This window comes from Methylomicrobium lacus (genome assembly GCF_041897535.1).
Lineage (GTDB): Bacteria > Pseudomonadota > Gammaproteobacteria > Methylococcales > Methylomonadaceae > Methylomicrobium > Methylomicrobium lacus_A.
This window is the reverse complement of record NZ_CP169217.1, coordinates 154,496-176,803: the sequence shown is the minus strand read 5'-3', so window position 1 is coordinate 176,803 and position 22,308 is coordinate 154,496. Positions and strand designations below refer to the sequence as shown.

18 protein-coding genes, 1 tRNA gene and 1 other RNA gene are annotated in these 22,308 nt (G+C 56.4%); 7 read left to right on the top strand and 13 right to left on the bottom strand.

Features of this window, described 5'->3' with window-relative positions:
- Positions 1-157 precede the first annotated feature (157 nt).
- Positions 158-1,678, bottom strand: coding sequence for a CHAD domain-containing protein (locus ACEPPP_RS00705; RefSeq protein ID WP_374089147.1), 1,521 nt, complete (start codon positions 1,676-1,678; stop codon positions 158-160).
- Positions 1,679-1,866: 188 nt separating this feature from the next.
- Between ACEPPP_RS00705 and ACEPPP_RS00700 the strand changes: the two genes are divergently transcribed.
- The gene (locus ACEPPP_RS00700; protein WP_374089146.1) at positions 1,867-2,370 is read left to right on the top strand and encodes a histidine phosphatase family protein; all 504 of its coding nucleotides are present in this window, start codon (positions 1,867-1,869) and stop codon (positions 2,368-2,370) included.
- A 65-nt stretch (positions 2,371-2,435) separates the two neighbouring features.
- Here ACEPPP_RS00700 and ACEPPP_RS00695 read toward each other — a convergent pair.
- Positions 2,436-2,512 (bottom strand) — tRNA-Asp (locus tag ACEPPP_RS00695).
- Between the two features lie 330 nt (positions 2,513-2,842).
- On the opposite strand from ACEPPP_RS00695, the gene ssrA reads away from it, so the two are divergent.
- Positions 2,843-3,235: a transfer-messenger RNA gene (gene ssrA, locus ACEPPP_RS00690) on the top strand.
- Positions 3,236-3,410: 175 nt separating this feature from the next.
- On the opposite strand, the gene ACEPPP_RS00685 is transcribed toward ssrA, so the two are convergent.
- Positions 3,411-4,271 carry a hypothetical protein gene (locus ACEPPP_RS00685; protein ID WP_374089145.1) on the bottom strand — a complete coding sequence of 287 codons (861 nt, stop codon included), beginning with the start codon at positions 4,269-4,271 and terminating at the stop codon, positions 3,411-3,413.
- 309 nt (positions 4,272-4,580) lie between these two features.
- Between ACEPPP_RS00685 and ACEPPP_RS00680 the strand changes: the two genes are divergently transcribed.
- Positions 4,581-4,880 (top strand): hypothetical protein, encoded by a 300-nt coding sequence (locus ACEPPP_RS00680; protein ID WP_374089144.1) that lies wholly within the window; start codon positions 4,581-4,583, stop codon positions 4,878-4,880.
- A 39-nt stretch (positions 4,881-4,919) separates the two neighbouring features.
- Here ACEPPP_RS00680 and ACEPPP_RS00675 read toward each other — a convergent pair whose 3' ends face one another.
- Both ACEPPP_RS00675 and ACEPPP_RS00670 read right to left on the bottom strand, forming a co-directional pair.
- Positions 4,920-5,336 (bottom strand): MAPEG family protein, encoded by a 417-nt coding sequence (locus ACEPPP_RS00675; protein ID WP_374089143.1) that lies wholly within the window; start codon positions 5,334-5,336, stop codon positions 4,920-4,922.
- Positions 5,337-5,493: 157 nt separating this feature from the next.
- The gene (locus ACEPPP_RS00670) at positions 5,494-5,928 is read right to left on the bottom strand and encodes an Hsp20/alpha crystallin family protein (protein ID WP_374089142.1); all 435 of its coding nucleotides are present in this window, start codon (positions 5,926-5,928) and stop codon (positions 5,494-5,496) included.
- A gap of 310 nt (positions 5,929-6,238) precedes the next feature.
- Between ACEPPP_RS00670 and ACEPPP_RS00665 the strand changes: the two genes are divergently transcribed.
- The 3 genes from ACEPPP_RS00665 to ACEPPP_RS00655 all read left to right on the top strand — a co-directional run bounded on the left by ACEPPP_RS00665 (position 6,239) and on the right by ACEPPP_RS00655 (position 11,021).
- Positions 6,239-8,932, top strand: a complete 2,694-nt coding sequence (locus ACEPPP_RS00665; protein WP_374089141.1) for a glucosidase — start codon at positions 6,239-6,241, stop codon at positions 8,930-8,932.
- A gap of 129 nt (positions 8,933-9,061) precedes the next feature.
- Entirely contained in the window at positions 9,062-9,610 is a 549-nt protein-coding gene (locus tag ACEPPP_RS00660) for a hypothetical protein (protein ID WP_374089140.1), read from the top strand.
- A gap of 61 nt (positions 9,611-9,671) precedes the next feature.
- Positions 9,672-11,021 carry a cyclic 2,3-diphosphoglycerate synthase gene (locus ACEPPP_RS00655; RefSeq protein WP_374089139.1) on the top strand — a complete coding sequence of 450 codons (1,350 nt, stop codon included), beginning with the start codon at positions 9,672-9,674 and terminating at the stop codon, positions 11,019-11,021.
- Between the two features lie 21 nt (positions 11,022-11,042).
- Here ACEPPP_RS00655 and arcC read toward each other — a convergent pair whose 3' ends face one another.
- The 8 genes from arcC to uvrB are packed head-to-tail and all read right to left on the bottom strand — an operon-like array spanning position 11,043 to position 21,030.
- Complete coding sequence (arcC, locus tag ACEPPP_RS00650) at positions 11,043-11,972, bottom strand: carbamate kinase (protein WP_374089138.1); 930 nt, start codon at positions 11,970-11,972, stop codon at positions 11,043-11,045.
- Positions 11,973-12,018: 46 nt separating this feature from the next.
- Complete coding sequence (locus ACEPPP_RS00645) at positions 12,019-12,201, bottom strand: hypothetical protein (RefSeq protein ID WP_374089137.1); 183 nt, start codon at positions 12,199-12,201, stop codon at positions 12,019-12,021.
- 40 nt (positions 12,202-12,241) lie between these two features.
- Positions 12,242-13,204, bottom strand: a complete 963-nt coding sequence (locus ACEPPP_RS00640; protein ID WP_374089136.1) for an XdhC family protein — start codon at positions 13,202-13,204, stop codon at positions 12,242-12,244.
- Positions 13,197-13,673: a hypothetical protein gene (locus tag ACEPPP_RS00635; RefSeq protein ID WP_374089135.1), complete on the bottom strand. Its 477-nt coding sequence runs from the start codon at positions 13,671-13,673 to the stop codon at positions 13,197-13,199. Before ACEPPP_RS00635 ends, ACEPPP_RS00640 begins: the two co-directional genes overlap by 8 nt.
- Positions 13,666-15,930, bottom strand: a complete 2,265-nt coding sequence (locus tag ACEPPP_RS00630) for a xanthine dehydrogenase molybdopterin binding subunit (protein WP_374089134.1) — start codon at positions 15,928-15,930, stop codon at positions 13,666-13,668. Before ACEPPP_RS00630 ends, ACEPPP_RS00635 begins: the two co-directional genes overlap by 8 nt.
- Positions 15,917-17,356: an FAD binding domain-containing protein gene (locus ACEPPP_RS00625; RefSeq protein WP_374089133.1), complete on the bottom strand. Its 1,440-nt coding sequence runs from the start codon at positions 17,354-17,356 to the stop codon at positions 15,917-15,919. The genes ACEPPP_RS00630 and ACEPPP_RS00625 overlap by 14 nt, the downstream gene beginning before the upstream one ends.
- A gap of 5 nt (positions 17,357-17,361) precedes the next feature.
- Entirely contained in the window at positions 17,362-19,020 is a 1,659-nt protein-coding gene (ade, locus tag ACEPPP_RS00620; RefSeq protein ID WP_374089132.1) for an adenine deaminase, read from the bottom strand.
- Complete coding sequence (gene uvrB / locus ACEPPP_RS00615) at positions 19,021-21,030, bottom strand: excinuclease ABC subunit UvrB (protein WP_374089131.1); 2,010 nt, start codon at positions 21,028-21,030, stop codon at positions 19,021-19,023. It abuts the gene before it with no gap.
- Positions 21,031-21,117: 87 nt separating this feature from the next.
- Between uvrB and ACEPPP_RS00610 the strand changes: the two genes are divergently transcribed.
- On the top strand, positions 21,118-22,299 hold the full coding sequence (locus ACEPPP_RS00610; protein WP_374089130.1) for a pyridoxal phosphate-dependent aminotransferase: 1,182 nt from the start codon (positions 21,118-21,120) through the stop codon (positions 22,297-22,299).
- Positions 22,300-22,308: the final 9 nt, after the last annotated feature.

Sequence of the window (22,308 nt, the reverse complement as noted above, 5' to 3'; positions counted from 1 at the left end):
TAATCGAGAGGACCGAAAACCGGGAGGGTCCATGAAGCAAAGTGGGAGCGGTTTGCAACCGCGATTCAGAAGGAGGGATCGGTTTGCAACCGCGACTCAGGCTGCATGGGCCGGCCCCGGTCGCGCTTAAAAAGCGCTCCCACAGGGTGAAGGCGTCCTAACGATGCGTCGCAAACAACGACTTGAACAAGGCGTGGTTCTTCGCCATCGCGAACTCTTCGAATGCCGGCTGGTAATGCCTGCGGGCGCGCGCTTTTTGCGCCGCAAGTTGACGTATCAGCTCGTCCAGGGCATTGATGGTCGGCGAAGGCAGCGCATTCTCTTTGTCCTTGGCGCATTGATCGATAAAGTCCATCTGCACATCGAAGTCCTGAAAGTCGCCGAGTACATCCTGCAACCCTTTGAGCTGCTTGATCAGCTTTTTGATTTGTAGCTTGGGATACAGACTCTGGAAAAACTCGATCAGATAGCGCAATTTCTTACAGGTCTTGCGCAGTTCGTGTAAATCCCCTGGTGCCGAATTCACCGTAATCGCGCCGCCTTCTTCCAGGATGCGGCGGTAGGTCTTCCAAATCCGACGGTCGGCCAGGGTTTTGATGTCCATGTGGCTCATTTTCGCCAATTTCGGGTAGGCCTGGCTTTTCAGGCATTGCTCCCATTCGACCAACGCTTTCCGGAATTTCGGGGACCGCAGCTTATCGGCCAGATCCTGTTGATTTTTCAGCTTCTTTTCCTGCAACAAAGTCAAAAACGGCTCGAGATCGGCATGTAAATCCGCAGGCAACTGCTGTTTGTAGGTTTCGAATTTAGCCAGGTACACATCGAGATCGCGCGTCGGCGTGGTGACCTGACCCAGCCAGGAGAAAAAGTCCGCAAAATAGGCGTTGACATCGCTCGGCAGCACGCCCTTCAACTGGCTGAGGCCGGTACGGGTTCGGCGCACGGCGACCCGGAAATCGTGCAGGAACTCGGCATCCAGATCGGCAATCACGCCCTGCTCGTTCGCCTTGATCGTTTTCAGCAAGGTACCGAAGATCAATTTGCCGGCCAGATCGGAGCGCATGACCGGATCGAGGACGATTTTAAGCTTGGACGAGTAATCGTTCGGCTTGCGGCCTTCCAGGCCCAACGCCAGTTCCAGCACCGGACGATCGAGCACCCGGATGCCGAGTTCCTCGGTCAAAGCCGCGGCGATCTGTTCGGCGGTTTTCAGATACCCCCTGACCGTCTGAAACGACAGCTGGCCGTTCAACAGGTCATAGTCTTCGAGCAACAGCCGCAAGATGATGTGCTGGTCTTGATTGCGCAGCAACAGATGATAGGCTTCGTATTCGAGCGTGCAAACCGGCAGCAACGCGCGCTGGTCCAGATACGATTCCAGCGTGGTGCGCACCTTGCCCGCTTTGAAGCGGCTGTTCCGCGAAGGCGCTTCGGAGGTTTCCAGCGTCGCAAACACCCGGCCGTTCTGCAAATTTTTCAGCACCAGATCGGAAGTCGTTTTGGAGCGGTTAAATTCGCACAAAATGCCGTTCTGGTACAGGCGCCAATCAAAGCTGTCATAATAGGTGCGCAGGCAATACTCCTGCAAAACCAGCTGCACGTCGGCAAACCTGCCGAGAGACTCCATCAGTTTATCGACGGTCAGGCCCACGGGTAGTTCGAATCGTAAGTCCATCATTGCCTAATCGTTTCCGGAAACAGTTTTGAGATAAAATGCATAAATCCCTTATACTGCCAGCTCTCTATGACAGTTTAATGACGCCGCCAGCGATAGGCAAACGTGCAAACCGAGCCGGCATAACCGATCATTAGACCTTAAATAACCGATAAGATTGCAAGAATAAATATTTTAAAAGGTAAAAACCGATGAGAGAATTATGGTTACTGCGTCATGGCAAATCGGACCGCGAGGTATCGTGTGCCGATATCGACCGTCCATTGAAACCGCGCGGCAGACGCGCTGCGCAACGCCTTGGCGAATGGTTGCATGAGCAACACTCGCGTCCGGATTTGATCATCACCTCGCCTGCCCGCCGCGCGCTGAACACCGCGCAACTGGTCTCCGACGCACTCGATTTGCATGAGCAACCGACACAGGAGCCCCGCCTCTACTTCCAGGGCACCGAAGCCATCAAAAACGTGCTGGCAGAATGTCCGGCCACGACAAAACGCATCCTGTTGGTCGGACACAATCCTGACTTCGAAGAACTTTTGACGGATCTGGTCGGAGAAGACAATCTGCCCGACACCGAAAAACTGTTGCCGACAGCCGCCCTGGCAAGACTCGAAATGCCCGATGACTGGAATGAACTGGAAACGAATTGCGCCAAGCTGATCGAGATCCTCTATCCCAAGACGTTGCCGGAATAAAAATGACAGCCTAACAGAAAAAAAGGAGAGGGGGAGCAAAATGCTCACCCAATGAAGAAGAGAGATGGCGGAGCGGACGGGGCTCGAACCCGCGACCCCCGGCGTGACAGGCCGGTATTCTAACCAACTGAACTACCGCTCCGCGTTAGAAGGAGCGCATTCTACAGCATTCCCGAGATTCGTCAAGCAGTTTATTACAAATTTATCATGTGGGAGCGCTTTTTAAGCGCGAACGAGGGAGTCCTGCGAAGTCGCGGTTGCAAACCGCTCCCACCTCGCATCGATTCATTCAAGAAGGCTATAGGGATATTTTGTCTTATGATGTATAATGCCGCTTTACGGTGCTTCCGGCTTTGCCTTGACGTTTTGCAAGAGCGTAACGCAATCGGAAAAAATCCCGTTAAAAGAAAATTTTTCAAGAAGTTGAATTTTTTGAAAAAAACCATATCTTATTGATATGTAAAACAGTTAAGGGGGCGACCTGGCTTCGACGTGGGTAGCGAAACCTTAAGTGCATGCCGAGGACTGTACACCTCGTAAAACCTACAGAAAAAAAGTATTCGCAAACGACGAAAACTACTCAATGGCTCTCGCTGCCTAAAAACAGCCTCCATTCCTCTGACTGTTTGTGCTTATGCGGGCAGAGTTCTTAATGTCCTTCGGGACAAACGGGACGCTCAGAGGTCATTCACATAAGATCGCGCCAAAATCCGTCCGGTGTGGCGGCGCTAAAACCTTACGGAATCGCTGACAGTTTTCTTGGCCCGACGGGTAGCTGGCAGTTAAATCAAAAGCGCGGGACAAGCATGTAGACCTTACGGCGGAGTACTTGCGGACGCGGGTTCAATTCCCGCCGCCTCCACCAATTCAAAATTCATTGATTATCAATGAAGTCCAAAAACCCGCAAGCCGCACGGTTTAGCGGGTTTTTTATTGCCCGCCGAAATACGCCAATCTTGCCCGATCCCTAACGCATTTCCTGGAAGCCAGGTGACAGACCATGTTGCCCCTCCCTGCTAACAACCTAACAACTGAATTATTTATTTTTGTTTGCTCGGAACTACGGTCAAGTTGTAGGTGATGTCCAGACTGAATAAGAAATCCATGTCGGGAGTAACCCCAGGAACGAAATAGTCCCCGCCGAACTTGATGACATGCTCCCCAACCGGTAGCGGCGCCACCATCAGATACATACCGTCTGAGACAGCCCCCGGCGGCGGGAGGGGCCCGGCAATGTGGAAGCCCTGAGCTTCGAAAAGGTTGTCACCCGATGGCAAAAAGTATGTAAACAAGGGCGACTTTACGCGGTATAAGGTAGTGCGCGCGTCCTCCAAGCCGTTTACTGATCGACCGTCGATGCTGCAATACAGGTTATTGACGTAACCGCTTTCGAAGCCAAAGGCAGCGAATTCGCGCAATTCAGCCTCAGTGTATTCGGAGGGAGCAATTTGATTGTTGTTCTTGTCCACCTGAAAGTTGTCATTTTCGCTATTCAATATCGGGAAGAACAACGCTTTCCCCTCGGGGATAGTAGCCGTTCGAGAGGCCTCTCCGATATTCTGAGTACCTCCTTGTGGCAGTTGAGATTCGGTTGCGCTGTAAGTGCCGCCCAAAAACCATACTTTACCCGATTGACCCGTGGCGACGTATTCGCCGGTTGAATCAAATAGCGGGTGATTCGTCCCAGGCAAGGAATAGGCCCATTTCCAAAACTCGGCGGACCATTCGGCGTAAGTCTTTCCGTATGCATGTGATTGGGGTGGCAGGATACCTGGATTGTCCACATTTCCCTGGCCGGCCGATGCTCCCAAGGGCAGTGCTAGCATCAGCACAGCAACCGCAGCGCACCGAACGCCATAGAAAAAGAGTCGACTTTGTTTTATTACGAGCGAAGGTTTCATTGTTTTTCTCCTTGCTATTTTTATGAAAGAGCGCAAATTAGGATGGGCGCACGGCTCGAATAGATAGCCCCCTTTGTGAGATAAAGTAACTATCCATATTGACCACTGCCATTAGACTGGCCTGTCCTGACACCTGGTGAAAATTGACCATCCGTACCAGCCTAGCCTTGTTTAAGGCCGCTCAATTGGGCCACAACTTATATGGATAATCATATTGGTATGATTACCTAGGTATCTATACGTATAAGAGATGCTATTCGCCTTGGCCCCAGACCATCCGCCGAGGCCAGCTGGAGCTCGATTTGCCCGATGACCCAGCAGCGGATCGGGTTCGAAAAAAAGGCGACGACAGGAAAAACAGCACTGGAACAATCCGCACAGTTGGAGCCTCACTTGCTCGACCTGTTGGCGGACTTCAGCGCCGGCGACCCGATATCCGCAATGGGTACAAAGTGCGCGAAGGCGCTTTATGGAGAAATTTGTCGTGTAGCGAAATCGGCCGGCGCTGGCGAGAAAGCGACGCCGGTCAGCCCAAACACGGTGCGCATATCGGGCTTTTCCATAGGGCAATTTCGGGAAGTTATTTTTGAGCGAATCCAAAACGCCTAGCTGTCGCAAAGCGTAGTGAAACCTGCTGGTTTGGCCGGACTAAATCATTTGAACAAATAGACGTATCCAGATTCCGATAAGCACGATGCTTCCGAACAAGAACGGGATCATGCGATGAATAACATTATTGTAGGTAGTATGGATATAACTATGAATAAAACGGCTGCCGACATAGATCCACGCCAATGCGATATAGGTGACATCTACCCGCTTTGTCGCGTAGAGCATAAGTACGACAACGTAGAACAGTATAGGAATTTCAAGCAGGTTCTCGAAGTTTCGACTCACCTTAACCAAATATTCGGGAGCTTCCCAGCCGCGGTTCAGTTGGTAATAACGCCGGTCAAGGTCGCCTTGTTTGACGGCTTTGAACCTAAGGCGCGCCATCCAAAGCGCAACAAAGAAGGTCAACGCCCCTAACGCAAAAACAGGAAACAGAATGTCTTCTTGGTTCATAATGCTGTTGAGGTGAATGGTCAATTTCCGGAATGAGTGGCTGACAAGCAAAACACTCTGAGTTCTCGGAGGATGAAGAAAGGCATAATACCTTACCCCATCCTCATACAAGAAAGTCAAGCCGCCTCATCGTCAAACCGGCGACTCGTACGCTACATCACTCTATCGATTCGACGCTGATTTTCTTCGGCTTGACCGCTTCGCGTTTCGGAATCACAATTTCCAACACGCCGTTTTTCGATTTGGCGCTGATCGCATCGGCATTGGCGGTATCGGGCAGGCTGAAACGGCGGTAAAACGAACCGTAGATCCGCTCGACGCGTTTATAACCTTCCTGTTCGGACTGGGTTTCGTTCTTTTTTTCGCCCTTGATCGTCAATACGCCGTTTTCCATGCTGATGTCGATGTCTTCCGGTTTGACGCCCGGGATATCCGCATAGAGCACGAATTTTTCGTTGTCTTCCTTGATGTCGACCGCAGGCGTCCATTCGGCCGTCGCGATAGAGCCCTCACCTGCGCCGCCTTCATGTGCGCGCTCAAGCTCACGTTGCAATTGATTTAACAAACTCCAGGGTTGGTAATGGTAGGCCATCGTAGTCTCCTCGTTAATTAATCAAATGGATCTTGTCGATGATAAACCGGATGTCCGGTCTCATGCCCTTACAATAGGGTTTGCCCGTTAGCTTTTCAAGTGGGCATCCTGTCAGGCAAGAACAAAATAATACCCCTCCCCCACGCACCGGTCACGGATATTGCCGGATCTATGATGATGGCGTCATGAACCATGGCGTTGAAAATTTGTCACCGGTTAATCCTGGTGGCGTATTCGAGGAATACGGACATGGTATTGATGCGCTTAATAAGTCTCTATTATTTGATAATAGATAAAAAGGAGAAAAAGCATGATTGTCGATAAAACCAATGCCGAACAAAGACGGCTTGAGAATCAACGCCAACACAAAGAAAACTGGCGCCTGTGGGGACCTTACCTGTCCGAACGGGCCTGGGGCACGGTGCGCGAAGACTACAGCCCGGACGGGAACGCCTGGGAGCATTTTTCCCATGAGCAGGCGCGATCCCGCGTTTACCGCTGGAACGAAGACGGGCTGGGCGGCATTTCGGATGAAAAACAGCGCCTGTGTTTTGCCCTGACCTTATGGAACGGCAAGGACCCGATTCTAAAAGAACGCCTTTTCGGCCTGACCGCCAACGAGGGCAACCATGGCGAGGACGTCAAGGAATATTACTTTTATGACGATGCGACGCCGAGTCACAGCTACCTGAAATATCTTTACAAATATCCGCAAGCCGCTTTTCCCTATGCCCGCCTGGTGGAGGAAAACGCAAGGCGAGGACGCGATCAGCCGCCTTTCGGCCTGATGGATACCGGCGTCTTCGCCGACAAGCGTTACTGGGATATTGGCATCGAGTATGCCAAGGCTTCCACGGATAAAATCCATATCCGCCTATCGGTTTGCAACCGCGGCCCCGATTTAGCCAGTCTCCATCTCTTGCCGACACTATGGTTTCGCAATACCTGGAACTGGAGTGGCGAGCATAGGGATAGACCCGTACTGAAAAGAGAAAACGGGAACCGATGCGGATGGACCATCCAAGCCGCTCACCCGGAGCTTGGGAGCTACCGTCTCCACGGCAGGCAGGAGGTGGAACTGTTGTTTACCGAAAATGAAAGCAACGGCGAGCGCCTCTGGGGCATTCCGAATGCCCTGCCCCATGTCAAGGACGGCTTTCACCGCCGGGTAATCGATCGGGACATAGAGGCAGTCAATCCCGAACAAACAGGTACCAAAAGCGCCGCCTGGCATGTGCTGACCGTTCCGGGCGGCGGCGAGAAGATCGTCGAAATGGTGCTGAGCGCGCAAGACGATACCGATCCTTTCGCCGATTTCAACGCTGTGCTTGCACAACGCCGACAGGAAGCCGATCGGTTTTATGCCGATCTGCTGCCGAATGCCGACACGGACGATCTTCGGATTTTTCGCCAGGCCATGGCCGGCATGATATGGTCAAAACAGTTTTTTCATTATGACGTGCTGCGCTGGCTGCAAGGCGATCAATTGCCGCCTCCGGAAAGCCGCAAGGCTGGGCGGAATGCGCACTGGAAACACCTTAGGGCCGCCGATATAATCTCGATGCCGGATGCCTGGGAATATCCCTGGTTTGCGGCCTGGGATTTGGCCTTTCACTGCATCGCGTTCTGCTCGATCGACTCGGATTTTGCCAAACATCAGATCGAAGTCTTGCTGAAAGAAACCTATTTTCATCCGAGCGGCCAGATCCCGGCTTGCGAATGGTCTTTCAGCGACGTGAATCCGCCCGTGCATGCCTTGGGCGCGTTGCAGGTATTCAGGATGGAACGGCAACAGCGCGGCCATGGCGACCGCAATTTTCTGCAGCGCGTCTTTCACAAACTCTTGATGAATTATGCCTGGTGGATCACCAGCAAGGATCGCGACGGCCTGAATGTATTCGAAGGCGGTTTTTTGGGCCTCGACAACATTTCGGTGTTCGACCGCTCCCAGCGCTTACCGGAAGGTTACAAACTGAAACAGTCGGACGCGACGGGTTGGATGGCCATGTTTGCGCTGAACATGACCGTGATGGCGCTGGAATTGGCGACCGAAGATCCCGATTATGAGGATGCGGCGATACAGATTTATACGCAGTTTCTGAATATCGCCAACACCCTCGCCGGCCATGCCGGAACCGGAGTTTCGCTTTGGGATCCGGAGGACGGTTTTTTCAAGGATTTGCTGGTGGAGCCCAACGGCAAGCACCATCGCGTGAACGTCTATTCCTGGGTCGGACTGATTCCTCTATTCGCCTGCGAAATCGTCGATCATCGCTTGTTGAAGAACGCCCCTCGCTTCCGCGCCTTGCTCAACCAGCATGGCGGCGGCGTGTTCCACGGAAATGCCATTTGCGCCTGCCCCGCGCGTAAAAACGGCCGCGGCGAACACCTGCTGTCGCTGGTCGATCACACCATGCTGCCGGCGATCATTCGCCGCCTGTTCGACGAACAGGAGTTTCTCTCGCCATACGGCATAAGGAGCGTCAGCCGCGTCCATGCCGAGCGCCGCGATTTGGGGGTTTTGCCGGGCATCGGCCAGGCCATGATCGAATACGTGCCCGGCGAGTCGAATTCCGGCTTGTTCGGCGGCAATTCGAACTGGCGCGGCCCGATCTGGCTGCCGACCAATTACACGCTGATCCTGGCGCTGGAGAAATTCCACCGCTTTCTCGGCGACGCTTATACCGTTTCTGCGCCCGGACTCGGCGATAAGGCCTTGACCCTGAGCGAAGTCGTCGACTGCTTGTCCCGGCGGATGGTTAACCTTTACCGCCCCGATGCCGACGGCCGCCTGCCGGCCTTTGCGGCCGACAGTCCCTGGCAGTCCGATCCCGACTGGCGCGAACATCTGTTGTTCTTTGAATATTTTCACGGCGACAATGGCCAGGGGCTCGGCGCCGCGCATCAAACCGGCTGGACCGGGCTGCTGGCCAATCTGGTCATGCGTTGTCACGGATACGATATCGCCGGTTTCGGCATCGGGAGTGACATTTCCCCCGTGTAGCCATGTCGGGTCGAGTGCACTGAGACTCCCTGAGTAAAACCAGCGGACGCCTGCGACTATTCATTCCAAGCGCTCAATAACGCATGAAATGTTATATTATCTCTATCATCTCATCCATAAAGGGCAATCATGCACGAACTGACAGACCGCGAGCTATATCAGGCAATAGAATATGCGAGAAGCATCGACGAGAACGCCGGCCGGAAGATTATTGAGCAATTCCAGCTTGATCAAACCGCTTTGGCGCAAACCTTCTTCGGCATGTTTCCGGCCATCATCGCCGAGCAAAACCAGGACATGTCGCACTTGTTCATGGACCTTTGCTTCGACGTGATTTGCATCTATCAGCACGCTTTCGGCCCCCTACCCTCGCACAAAGACCTGGACTTCGACTTTCTTGAGAAAGAAGCGATGCTGCTGGATGCGGAGCTGCAATCGTTGCTGGCGGATAAATTCATGGACGAAAAGATCAGGGAAAAACTGCAAGATCGCCTGCGGCAGCGCTCGCTCGATGAAACCGGACAAATGGGACTGGTAAAATTCATGAACGAAACGATCGATGATTTCGCTTCGGAAAATCCGGTTCGGGTACCGGCAATCAAGACCACCCAGACGCTGATTGCCGTTGTCATCCGGCTCTTCAACAACCTGTATAGTCACACCCGCAAAGCATCCTGATAATAAGCGGAACGATTTGCCATAATGGATTCTCTGATCACCCTGTCAGGATGAACTTTCTATGCCCGCTACGAAACAACGCACCAAAATCGTGATCATGGGCGCCGCCGGCCGCGATTTTCATAATTTCAACGTTGTCTATCGGGACGATCCGGCCTACGAAGTCGTCGCCTTCACCGCCGCGCAGATTCCGGACATCGCGGGCCGCCGCTATCCGGCCGCACTGGCAGGCCAACTTTATCCCGAGGACATTCCTATCGTCGATGAAGCGGAACTCGCCGCCCTGTGCGGAACGCAGCACATCGATCAGGTCATTTTCTCGTACAGCGACGTGCCGCATAGCCGGGTGATGCACACGGCTTCGATCGCACTCGCCCAAGGCGCCGACTTCATCCTGCTGGGCCCGAAGCGAACGATGCTCCAGGCTTCCGTGCCGGTGATCGCCTGCTGCGCGGTGCGCACCGGCTGCGGCAAATCGCAAACGACGCGCTGGCTGTCCAAACTGTTGAAGGCGCACGGCCTGAAAGTCGCGGTGATCCGGCATCCGATGCCTTACGGCGATCTGGAGCAACAGGCCGTGCAGCGTTTCGCTGCAAGCGCCGATCTGGATGCGGCCGGCTGCACGGTCGAGGAACGCGAGGAATACGAACCGCATCTGGCGATCGGCAATGTGGTGTTTGCAGGCATCGATTATGCCAGGATCGTAGAACTCGCAGAACGGGAAGCCGACATCATTGTCTGGGACGGCGGCAACAACGATTTTTCGTTCATAAGGCCCGATCTGCACATCGTGCTGGTTGATCCGTTGCGGCCGGGCCATGAAACTTCGCATCATCCGGGCGAGACGGTGCTGCGGATGGCCGATATTATTCTGATCGCCAAGGTCAATTCGGCGGCGCCTGACGATGTGCGGCGCGTGGAAGACACCGTGCGGCAAATGAATCCACGTGCTAAGGTCGGGCGCGGCGCCTCGATCGTGCAACTGTCTGATCCTAATCGGGTGCGTGGCAAACGCGTGCTCGTGGTCGAGGATGGCCCGACCATCACGCACGGCGACATGGCCTATGGCGCTGGCTATGTTGCCGCATTGGAAGCCGGGGCGGCGGAGATTGTCGATCCGCGCGATTTCGCGGCAGGCGAGATCGTCGAGGTTTACCGCCACTATCCGCATATCGGCAAGGTGCTGCCGGCCGTCGGCTATCATCCGGCACAACTTCGCGCCTTGCAAGAAACGATCAATGCGGCCGAGGCCGATGTGGTCGTGACCGCGACGCCGTGCGACCTTGGCGCGCTGATCGAGATCAACAAACCGGTCGTGCGCGCGAGTTACGAATTCGACGAAATCGGCGAGCCGTTGTTGAGCGGGTTGGTGGAAGCATTTCTGCAAGAGCGGAATTTGCTTTCGGATTGAATGCGCAAGGAAACCCTGCAGTCAATCCCACCAGCCGATATCCACATCCGGCGCGATCGTCGTGCCGGCGGTTCCGTCGAGAATCTCGACCACATCCTTGAGCTGGCCGATGCCGGCAATGCGGCCGGTTTTCTCGACAAATTCGCATGCGGCCAGTATTTTCGGAGCCATCGAGCCTTCGGCAAAGGCCATTTCCCGAAGCGCTCCGGGCGATATGCGGCGAATCGCACGGGCCTTGGGCATTCCCCAATTCTGGTACACCGCATCGACATCGGTCAGCATCAAGAAATGATCGGCGCCTAACTCGATCGCCAGCAGCGCCCCGGCCAGATCCTTGTCGATCACCGCTTCAACGCCGCGCCAGTGGCCATCTACGTCCTTCACAACCGGGATGCCGCCGCCTCCCGCGCAAATCACCACCACATTACGTATGATCAGTGACTTAATCACCTCGATCTCGACGATCCTTCGCGGCCTGGGCGACGGCACCACACGCCGATAATATTCGCCATCCTTCGCGATGCGCCAGCGATGTTGATTGGCGAGTCGTTCCGCGGTGGTTTTGGAGTAAACGGGGCCGATCGGCTTGCTCGGCGAGTCAAAAGCCGGATCATTGGGGTCCACTTCGATTTGCGTCAGCAAGGTTGCACAGAGCCGTTCTGGCGGCAAATAATTGCCCAATTCCTGCTCGATCAGATAACCGATCATGCCTTCGGTTTCGGCGTCGAGAATGTCCAAGGGATAGCTTTCGTCAGACTTATAGGCCGCGCCTTGCAATGCCAACAGTCCGACCTGAGGTCCATTGCCGTGCGTGATGATGATCTGATGGTCGCCAGTCAGTGGCGCCAGCGCGGCGGCGGCAATTTGAATATTGCGGCGCTGATTTTCGGAGGTCAGCGCTTCGCCTCGGAGCAGTAGCGCATTGCCACCCAACGCAACGACTAATCTCATCGGTTTAAAGCAGAATCAGGAAATCGACATTCATCATAAGCCTTTTTCAAGCGGGTCCTTCGTTCCAACTGTCTTCGCTTACTGCACCCGACTTCACATCGGTCCATTCGATGGTTTGATAAACAAATTCAAATTTTTCGAGATCGACAGTGGCGATTTTATTATCTGCATTCGCGTCCTTCGTTGCTCTAATTACTCGGGCATTCGTGAGTTTAATGGCGCTGTTCATAAAGAGTCTCCATCGGTGATAAATCGGTAAGGCCATGTTGTTAATGGTTCATGACAGAATTGGTAAATTGGACCAATTCGGCGGCGATGCTGATCGCTATTTCGGCCGGCGCATGGCTCTTGATCGGCAAGCCGATGGGCGCATGCAGCCTTTGCAGGGCTTGCTCCGGTACTTGCCTGGACAAGGCCTCCTTGATCGAGGCAATTTTTTTACGGCTGCCCAAGAGGCCAAGATAAGGCACGTTCTTTGCGGCCAGCTTCGCCAAGACCCGCGCATCGGTTCGATGGCTGTGCGTCATGATGACGATAAAAACCTCGGGGCCTTCCGGAACCGCTTGATCGATCTCCGCGTAAGGGGTAACGATTTTTTTCCAGGCGACGTCGTTGCTTTGCATCGCTTCGAGGCCTTCGCGTTCATCGATCACGACGAAATCGAAATCCAGCAGATCGAGCACTTTGGACAGCATCAGACTGACATGTCCGCCGCCGATGATATAGGCGCATTTGCGGAGCCCGATCACTTCCTGGTAATGCCAGTCTGCACCGGGCTCGAAATGTGCAGAAAAACCCGACGCATCGGCGTCGATCAGTCGCAGGCCGCGCCTTGATACGACGAGGCGCCTTGGCATTCTGAGGCGGCAGCATTCGGCGACCTGCTCGAATAAGGACCGTTCCTGAATCCGGCAGGGGTAGGCTAGAACCGTTTGTTCGCCGCCGCAGATCATGCCGGAACCGGTACCCGTTTCCGAGGCATGATGCGCTCTGGAAACAAGCGTCGGCTCGGACTCTCCCTTGGCCATCGCTGCCCTGGCCGATTCAATCAAGCCATATTCGACGGCCCCTCCCCCAATCGTTCCGATCACGCCGTTCGCGCTGACCGCCATTTTGGCGCCGCTCTTGCCCGGAGAACTGCCGCAACTGTCGACGACAAGCAGCAACGTGGCCGGCTCGCCCGCAGCCAAGCTCTCGCCTATCCATTGCCAGGGTTGCACAGGATCAGCCAAACAGCACCTCGCTTAAAGCGTAATAGACCGCCATGGCAGCCGAAAACAGCGCACTGGCCAGAAACCGCCAGTTGAGCGATATCACGTTTTGTATCACGTAATTGATCAGTAGCGCAAACGGCAAGGCGTACAGAAAGGAATCCAGTCCGATTGCCAACAAGCCCCAGTTGATTTCCGAGCCGCGTCCCGAAAACAAATTAATCAGCGCAATATGCCGCGCGATCCACAACGGATTGAAAAATGCTTCCGCGCAGAGCATGCGCTTGATTGCATTCCATCGACCGGGATGGTCAAACTGCCGATCTATCCAGACGAAATACGCCGGAATCTCCAGCGCATAAAGCGTTCCGCCGACAAACGTCATGCCCAGCATCCGGCTCATCTGAAAATCGCCCGCAATCGCGGCGGCAATGGAATCGCCGCTCGCGTAAACCAGACTGCCGTGCACGACGTTGCGCCAGTTAAGCATCGGGATGTTGTTTCTGATGCAGCGCCAACAGCATTTTTTCCGGCGTCATCGGAGCGTGGAAATCGGGTTGCCAGCCTGGATTGAACGCCCGAATCGCCTTGCAGAGCGCGAAATAGGCCGCAATGCCGTACATCAAGGGCGGTTCGCCGACCGCCTTCGAATGCATCAGGCCCGGCGGATTCGTCGCCGATTCCAAAAAGTGCACGTCGATGGCCGGTGCGAAATGCATGTCCGGAATTTTGTAAGCGGTCAGGTTATCGGTCAACAGGCGCCCCGTCTCGTCGAACACGACCTCTTCCAGCGTCATCCAGCCCAGCCCTTGTACGACGCCGCCTTCGACCTGGCCGCGATCGACCATCACATCCAGCGGCTGGCCGTCATCGTGCACAATTTTGACGCTATCGATGCGATACCTCCCGCGCAGGCAATCGACGGTGATTTCGACCGCCGCACAGCCGTAGACATGGTAGGCGAAGGGCTGGCCCTGTGCCTTATCCCGGTCGAAAAACAGCTCCGGCGTCGCGTAGTGCGCCTCGGCCGACAAGGCCGTCCTCGACATATAGGCCAAGTTGACCAGTTTGTTCCAGCTTAGCTCTGTCGCTTTGCCCTGCCGATAGACCCCTTCCCGCTCGAAGGTCAGCTCCGAAGCTTCGACGCCGAGTTGTGCGGCAGCCAGCTCGATCAGGCGCTGTTGGATCTGCAATGCGGCCAGACGGGCCGCCTGACCGTTCAGGTCGGCGCCGGTGCTGGCCGCGGTCGGCGACATGTTCGCGATGCGCGTGGTATTGGTGCTTTCGACCTTGACGCGTTGCTCGTCGAGGCCGAAAACCGCAGCAACCACCTTAGCGATCTTCTGTTTCACGCCCTGCCCCATTTCGACCGCGCCGCAGCTGACGCTGACGCTGCCATCGCCGTAGACATGAACCAGCGCGTCGGCCTGATTGAGAAAAGTCGAGGTAAAGGAGATGCCGAAACACACCGGCATGATCGCGATGCCTTTCTTTTCGAGCTGATGGGCGGCATTGAATGCATCGATTTCCTTTCGGCGATCTTGCAAGCCAAAACGGGACTCCGCTTCCTGCCAGCATGCCGTCGCCATACAGCGCCGCGCCTGCATGCCATAGTAAAAATACCGGTCTTCCTGCATCAGATTGATCTGTTGAATTCGGCCGGCGTCGACACCCATGGTCTCGGCCGCCTTAAAAATCGCGCACTCCAGCACATACATTCCCTGCGGCCCGCCGAAGCCTCTGAACGCGGTATTGGGCGGCAGATGGGTCCTACAACTGACCGCGCTGACCTGCATGTTGGGGATGAAATAGCTGTTGCAGGCATGAAACAACGAGCGCTCCAGGATGGGCGGAGACAGGTCGGCTACCGCGCCGGCATTCTGGAAGAAATCGGCCCGGTAAGCCAAAATTTTTCCTGAACGGTCCAGGCCGATCTTGAAGTCCGCATCATAGGGATGGCGCTTGCCTGTCATCCGGCAGTCTTCATCCCGCCGTAGCGATATTTTTACGATTCGTTGCAAGCGATGAGCCGCCAGGGCCGCCATCACCGCAAATGCAGTCGCCTGTTCCTCCTTGCCGCCAAAGCCTCCACCGAGGCGCAGCACATCGACTTCTACCGCGTGCATCGGCAAGCCCAGTACCCTGGCGATGATGCGCTGTGTGGAGCCCGGCGACTGTGTCGCCGAAAGCACCTTGAGCCCGTTGTTCTCCAGAGGAAAGGCGATGGCATTCTGGGTTTCGAGATACATGTGCTCCTGCGCGCCGGTCGCGGCCGAGCCTTCGACGATCAGATCGCATTGGCCCCAGGCCGCCTCGATATCGCCGAAAGAAAACAGCCTTCTCGGCGCGATGTGCAGGCCCATTTTATCCGCCGTCCGGGCATCGAATACGGCAGGCAAGGGCCGATAATCGATCACGACCGAAGCCGCCGCCTGCCGGGCCATGTCGACGGTTTCGGCGACCACCAGGGCGATCGGCTGCCCCTGATACACGACTTCTGTCTCGGCCAGCAACACCTCATCGGCGGCAACGTTGCCGATTTGATTGATGCCCGGAATATCGGCCGCCGTAAACACGGCGACGACACCGGAGCAAGCCAATGCCGACGCGGTATCGATCCTTTCGATCATGCCGTGTGCTATCGTCGAAACGACAGGAAAAACCGCCAGCGAACCTTCCGGAAGAAGCAGGTCGTCGGTAAACTGGGATGCGCCCTGCGCATGTAATTCGACATCACGAAGATTCATACAGCGCCTCCCAGCCGGGTTGCTCCGCAAACAGTTTCAGGAAATGGGCGAAAATCAGCTGCCTGAGCAGCAAGCGTTTATAACCTTCGGTACCGCGGACATCGGAAATCGGCGCAATTTCGGTTTGCGCGACCCCGGCCGCTTCAATAACGACATCCGGACGCGGCGCTTTTCCGAGCAAATAGTCGCAAGTCGCGGCCAAATACAGGGGAATCGGCGCGACGCCGCCGGCGGACAGGTGAATTTTTTGGATAATGCCGTTCGACACTTCGATTAGCAGCGCCGAATTGACGCTGGCGATATCCAGGTAGGTTCGCTTGCTGACTTTTTCGAAACTGAAAACGGCAGACGGATCGGGCAGATCGAAAAGGATTTCCCGGAGCAGTTCGTCCGGCCCGCAATCGATCTGCTTGTACGCGTTGAAGAAGTCCCGCAATTTGACCGAGCGTTCCCGAAGGGGTCCGGCGATCCGAACGCCGGCATCGAGCGCCAGAAAAAACACCGACAGATCGCCGATCGGCGAGGCATTGGCCAGATTGCCGCCGACGGTCGCCCGCTGACGAATCGGCGCGGAACAGACCAGCTTGAAATCTTCGACTATTGCCGGAAACAGCGTCCGCATCTCTGGCGATGTCCGCAGTTGTTCGATCGTGGCTGCCGCATCGATCAGGCATTGGCCGTTTTGCAGGCGAATGCCTTCAAGGCTGTCCTCCGGCTGCAAAAAAGCCAGCGGTTGGGTGCATAATTGAACCGGTTGCTGCACAAACAGATCGGTGCCACCGGCCACCCTGACGGCATCTTGTTCGCCAGCGGACGGTTTTACCGACGGCAGCGCGACCAGTTGCTGCGGAATCGAGGCAAAGTAAGGCGGCAGCAATTGCCAGTCGATGCATTCGCGGATGCGGTTTTCGAAGGGCGAGGTTCTCAAATCGAAGCGGCCGCAAAGTTCATGAATGGCCCGTTTGATGCCGCTGTAACCGGTGCAGCGGCAAAGATTGCCGGCAACCGCATCGTCCGCTTCGGCGGCATCGGAAGCGCTCCCGTTCAGAAAAAAGGCGGTCAGCGCGACCACGATGCCCGGCGTACAAAAGCCGCATTGGATGCCGCCTTGAGCCACCAGCGCTTGTTGGATCGGATTCAGTGACTGGCCGTTGATACCTTCGATCGTGACCACATGACGACCGGCAACCGCGCCCAGCGGCAATAAACACGAGTTGACCGGGACATAATGCATCCGGGATGCAGCATCTGGCGTGCCGAGCAAGACCATGCAGGCGCCGCAATCGCCCTCGCGGCAGGCTTCCTTGGTACCGGTCAGATGGCGTTCGCGGCGGATGATGTCCAGCAACACGATGCCGGGGGCGGCCTTTTCCTCGACTCTGTCCCGATTCAGCAGGAAAGTGATCGCTTCGTTCGCAGCAGACATCGTGCTTATACCCTCAGGTCGGTGAATTGGAAGGTACGGCCGTCGAAGAGCCCCCGGTCGCTCAACTTCAGCTCAGGAATCACCAGCAAAGCCATGAAAGACAGGGTCATGAAGGGGGCCCGCAGGGGCGATCCGATCCGTTTGGCGATGCGGTCCAATTCGGCATAACGCCTCGCGACAAAATCGCCGTCCCTGTCGCTGATCAGGCCGGCAATCGGCAGCGGCAAGCACTCGAAACGGTCGTTGTGGACGACCGCGATGCCGCCCTGCTGATCGATCAGACCGTTGACGGCCCGGCATAGCGCCTCCGCATCGCCCCCTACCGCGATGAGGTTATGCGAGTCATGCGCCACGCTCGACGCCAGTGCGCCCTGCTTCAGGCCGAAACCCTGAATGAAGGCGACGGCCGGCTTTTCGGGGCGGTAGCGGTTGACCACGGTCAACAGTAGGATGTCCCGGTCGCTATCAGGAACGATGTGGCCGCCGGAGACTTTCGGCGCCAGCAAAATCTCACGCGTCAGCAATTCGCCGTCCATCGCTTGCATCACGCGTATTCTTTCACTGCCGGCCGTTATTGCCAGGTCGGAAGCTTGAATCTTGCGGGCGTTAAAGCGATTAATCGATTCGGGGATAACGGCCGGCAACAGGCTCTTGCCGTGTTCGGCGACCAAGCGGCCGGCCAGCCAGGTTTTCAGGGGCATCAATGTTTTAAGATCGCCGACCTCTACCGCATCCATGCGGTCGCCTACGCGCAGCTGTCCGATAGCGAGGCCATAATGCCGGATCGGATTGATCGACGCGCATTGCAGCACATCGAACAGCGCATGGCCGTGCTGAAGCGCCCTCGCCGCGAGCCGATCGATATGGCTCGAAGCCAGCTCGTCCGGGTGCTTGTCGTCGCTGCACAGCATCACCTTATCCGGATAGCGGCTGATCAAGGGGTGCAGGGCCTCGAAATTGCGCGCGGCCGAGCCTTCGCGGATCAGGATATGCATGCCGGAGGCGATCTTGTCTTCGGCTTCGTTTAAGGTGCTGCATTCATGATCGGTCGTGATCCCCGCCGCCGCATAGCCGGCAGCCTCTCGTCCCGACAATCCCGGCGCATGGCCGTCGATCTTGCAACCGTAACGCCTGGCCAGATTCAGCTTGGCCAGAACGGCAGGATCGTTCGCGAGGACGCCCGGATAATTCATCATTTCGGACAGATAAGAGGCCTCGCCGGCTTGAAACAATCCTTCGAGTTGCTCGCAATCGAACCTGGCGCCGGCCGTTTCGAACGGCGTCGCCGGCACGCAGGACGGCGCCCCGAAGCAGAAGCTGAACGGCGTCTGCCGGGCGTTATCGAGCATGAAGCGCACGCCTTCGAGGCCCAATACGTTCGCGATCTCATGCGGATCCGAAACCGCCGCCACCGTGCCATGGCGGACCGCGATACGAGCGAACTCGACGGGCGTCAGCATCGAACTTTCGATATGCACATGCGCGTCGACAAAGCCCGGCAAGAGATAAGGCAAGCACGAATCTTCGCCGCCAAGTTCGGTGATCGCGGTAATCACGCCATCGCGCCAGTAAAGCTCGGCCGAAAAGATTCGTCTCGCGGCGACGTCGACGATGTTGGCCCTGAGCGAATCGTCGAGGCTTTCGATGCGTTGGTCTTGCGGCATTTATACCAGCACCTGCTCTTGCAGCAACTTCAGCTCGTCGCGGATTTTCGCCGCCTGCTCGAACTCCAGATCCTTCGCATGCTTGTACATCGCTTCCTCGAGCTGTTTGATTTTTTTCGCCAGTTGCTTTTGCGTCAATGGCTTAATGTAAGACGCGGACGGCTCGGCGACGCGTTTTTGCGTGCTCGGGATCGCCAGGCCGGCGCCGGGGATCGCGGTCTGCAGGATGTCGGTGACCGATTTATAGACGGTCGCCGGCGTTATCCCATGCGCTTCGTTGAAGCTGCGCTGCTTTTCGCGGCGGCGCTCGGTTTCCTCCATCGCCTGCTGCATCGATTTGGTGATCCGGTCCGCGTACAGGATCGCCCTGCCGTGCACGTTGCGGGCGACGCGGCCGATCGTCTGCACCAGCGACACGGTCGAGCGCAGGAAGCCTTCCTTGTCCGCATCGAGGATCGCGACCAAAGAGACTTCCGGAATGTCCAGGCCTTCGCGCAGCAGGTTGATGCCGACCAGCACGTCGAACTGGCCGAGGCGCAGGTCGCGGATGATCTCGACGCGCTCGACCGTTTCGACGTCGGAATGCAGGTAGCGCACACGGATGCCGTGGTCGGTCAGGTATTCGGTCAAATCCTCGGCCATGCGTTTGGTCAATGTCGTGACCAGGACCCGTTCCTGCTTATCGACGCGTTTGTTGATTTCGGACAAGAGATCGTCGACCTGCGTCGTGGCCGGGCGCACCTCGACTTCCGGATCGAGCAGGCCGGTCGGCCGCACCACCTGATCGACGAAGACGCCAGAATGCGTCTTTTCGTAAGGCCCGGGCGTCGCCGAAACGTAAATCCGCTGCGGCGATTTCAGCTCGAACTCGTCGAAGGTCAACGGCCGGTTGTCGAGCGCGGACGGCAGCCGGAATCCGTATTCGACCAGGGTTTCCTTGCGCGAACGGTCGCCCTTGTACATCGCGCCGATTTGCGGGACCGTGACATGGCTTTCGTCGAGCACGATGATCGCGTTCGCGGGCAGGTAATCGAACATCGTCGGCGGCGGTTCGCCGGGCCCGCGGCCGGACAGATAGCGCGAATAGTTTTCGATGCCGGAACAGTAGCCCATCTCCATGATCATCTCGATGTCGAACAGCGTGCGCTGTTCCAGGCGCTGCGCCTCGACCAGTTTGTTCAGCGCGCGCAGCTGCTCCAGGCGCTCTTTCAATTCGACCTTGATCTTGTCGACCGCTTCCAGTAATTGTTCGCGCGGCGTCACGTAGTGATTCTTCGGATAGACAGTATAGCGCGCGACATGGCGCAGGATTTCGCCGGTCAAGGGATCGAACAGCGACAGGCGTTCGACCTCGTCGTCGAACAGTTCGACCCGCAGCGCTTGCGAGTCCGATTCGGCCGGATAAATGTCGATCACGTCGCCGCGCACCCGGTAGGTCGCGCGCCTGAGGTCGACGTCGTTGCGGGTGTATTGCATTTCGGTCAGCCGGCGAATGATCGCGCGCTGATCGATCAGGTCGCCCTTGACCAGATGCAAGACCATCTTGAAGTAGGATTCCGGCTCGCCCAAGCCGTAGATCGCGGACACGGTCGCCACGACGATCGTATCCTCGCGTTCGATCAGCGCCTTGGTCGCGGACAACCGCATCTGCTCGATGTGTTCGTTCAGCGAGGCGTCCTTGTCGATGAAGGTGTCTGACGCCGGCACATAGGCTTCCGGCTGGTAGTAGTCGTAATAGGAAACGAAATATTCGACGCTGTTTTCCGGAAAAAACTCCTTGAACTCGCCGTAAAGCTGCGCGGCCAGCGTTTTGTTCGGCGCCATCACCATCGCCGGGCGCTGGACCTTCTGGATCACGTTCGCGATCGTAAAGGTCTTGCCCGAGCCGGTCACGCCGAGCAGGGTCTGATGCACTTCGCCGTCGTTCAGGCCTTCAATCAGTTTTGCGATCGCGGCAGGCTGGTCACCGGCCGGCTGGAAGCGGCTGTGGATCTTAAATTCTTTCTTCACTCGTTATTTCTCAAAACCGTTTATTTGACGGGTCGCTAAAGGGTATAATTTACGGCGATTTTTGACATTGATTTTACACGGCGGAACATGAGCATCAAACTATCCAACAGAGTTCAGGCAGTCAAACCCTCACCGACCTTGGCGATTACCGCCCGGGCCGCACAAATGCGCGCGGCCGGCAAGGACATCGTAGGACTCGGCGCGGGCGAACCCGACTTCGATACGCCGGAACACATCAAGGCGGCGGCCGTCGAGGCCTTGGCGAAAGGCTTCACCAAGTATACCGCGGTCGACGGCATTCCGAGTTTGAAAAAGGCGATCATCGAGAAGTTCAAAAAGGATAACGGTCTCGACTACCAGCCGAAACAGGTTCTGGTCTCCTGCGGCGGCAAGCAAAGCTCGTTCAACTTGACGCAGGCGCTGTTGAATGCGGGCGACGAGGTGATCATCCCTGCCCCGTTCTGGGTTTCGTATCCGGACATGGTGCTGCTCGCTGACGGCGTGCCGGTGATCATCGAAACGACCCAGGCGCAGCGCTTCAAGATCACCCCGGAACAACTGCGCGCCGCGATCACGCCGAAGACCCGCCTGATCTTCATCAACAGCCCGTCGAATCCGTCCGGCATCGCCTACACGCTCGACGAACTGAAGGCGCTCGGCGACGTGTTGAAGGAACATCCGAACATCATCATCGCGACCGATGACATGTACGAGCATATTCTCTGGAAGCAAGGCACGTTCGTAAACATCCTGAACGCGCATCCGGACCTTTACGACCGGACCGTCGTGATGAACGGCGTCTCGAAGGCCTATTCGATGACCGGCTGGCGTATCGGCTATGCGGCGGGTCCCGCCGACCTGATCGAGGCGATGACCACCGTGCAGTCGCAAAGCACCTCGAACCCGACCTCGATTTCGCAGGTCGCCGCCGAAGCCGCGCTGACCGGCGATCAAAGCTTCATCGACGACATGTGCGTCGAATTCAAGAAGCGCCATGATTATGTGGTCGCAGAATTCAACAAGATCGACGGCATCGACTGCATCGAAACCGACGGCACGTTTTATGTGTTCCCGAACATCGAGAAACTGCTCGCGCGGCTCGACGGCATCGACGACGATCTAGGATTTTCGGAATATCTGATCGAGCATGCCGGCGTCGCGCTGGTGCCGGGTTCCGCCTTCGGTACCCCGGGCCACATCCGGATTTCGATCGCGACCAGCATGGCGAATCTCGAAAAAGCGATGGAGCGGATCAGAAACGCGGTTTGACACGGCTAA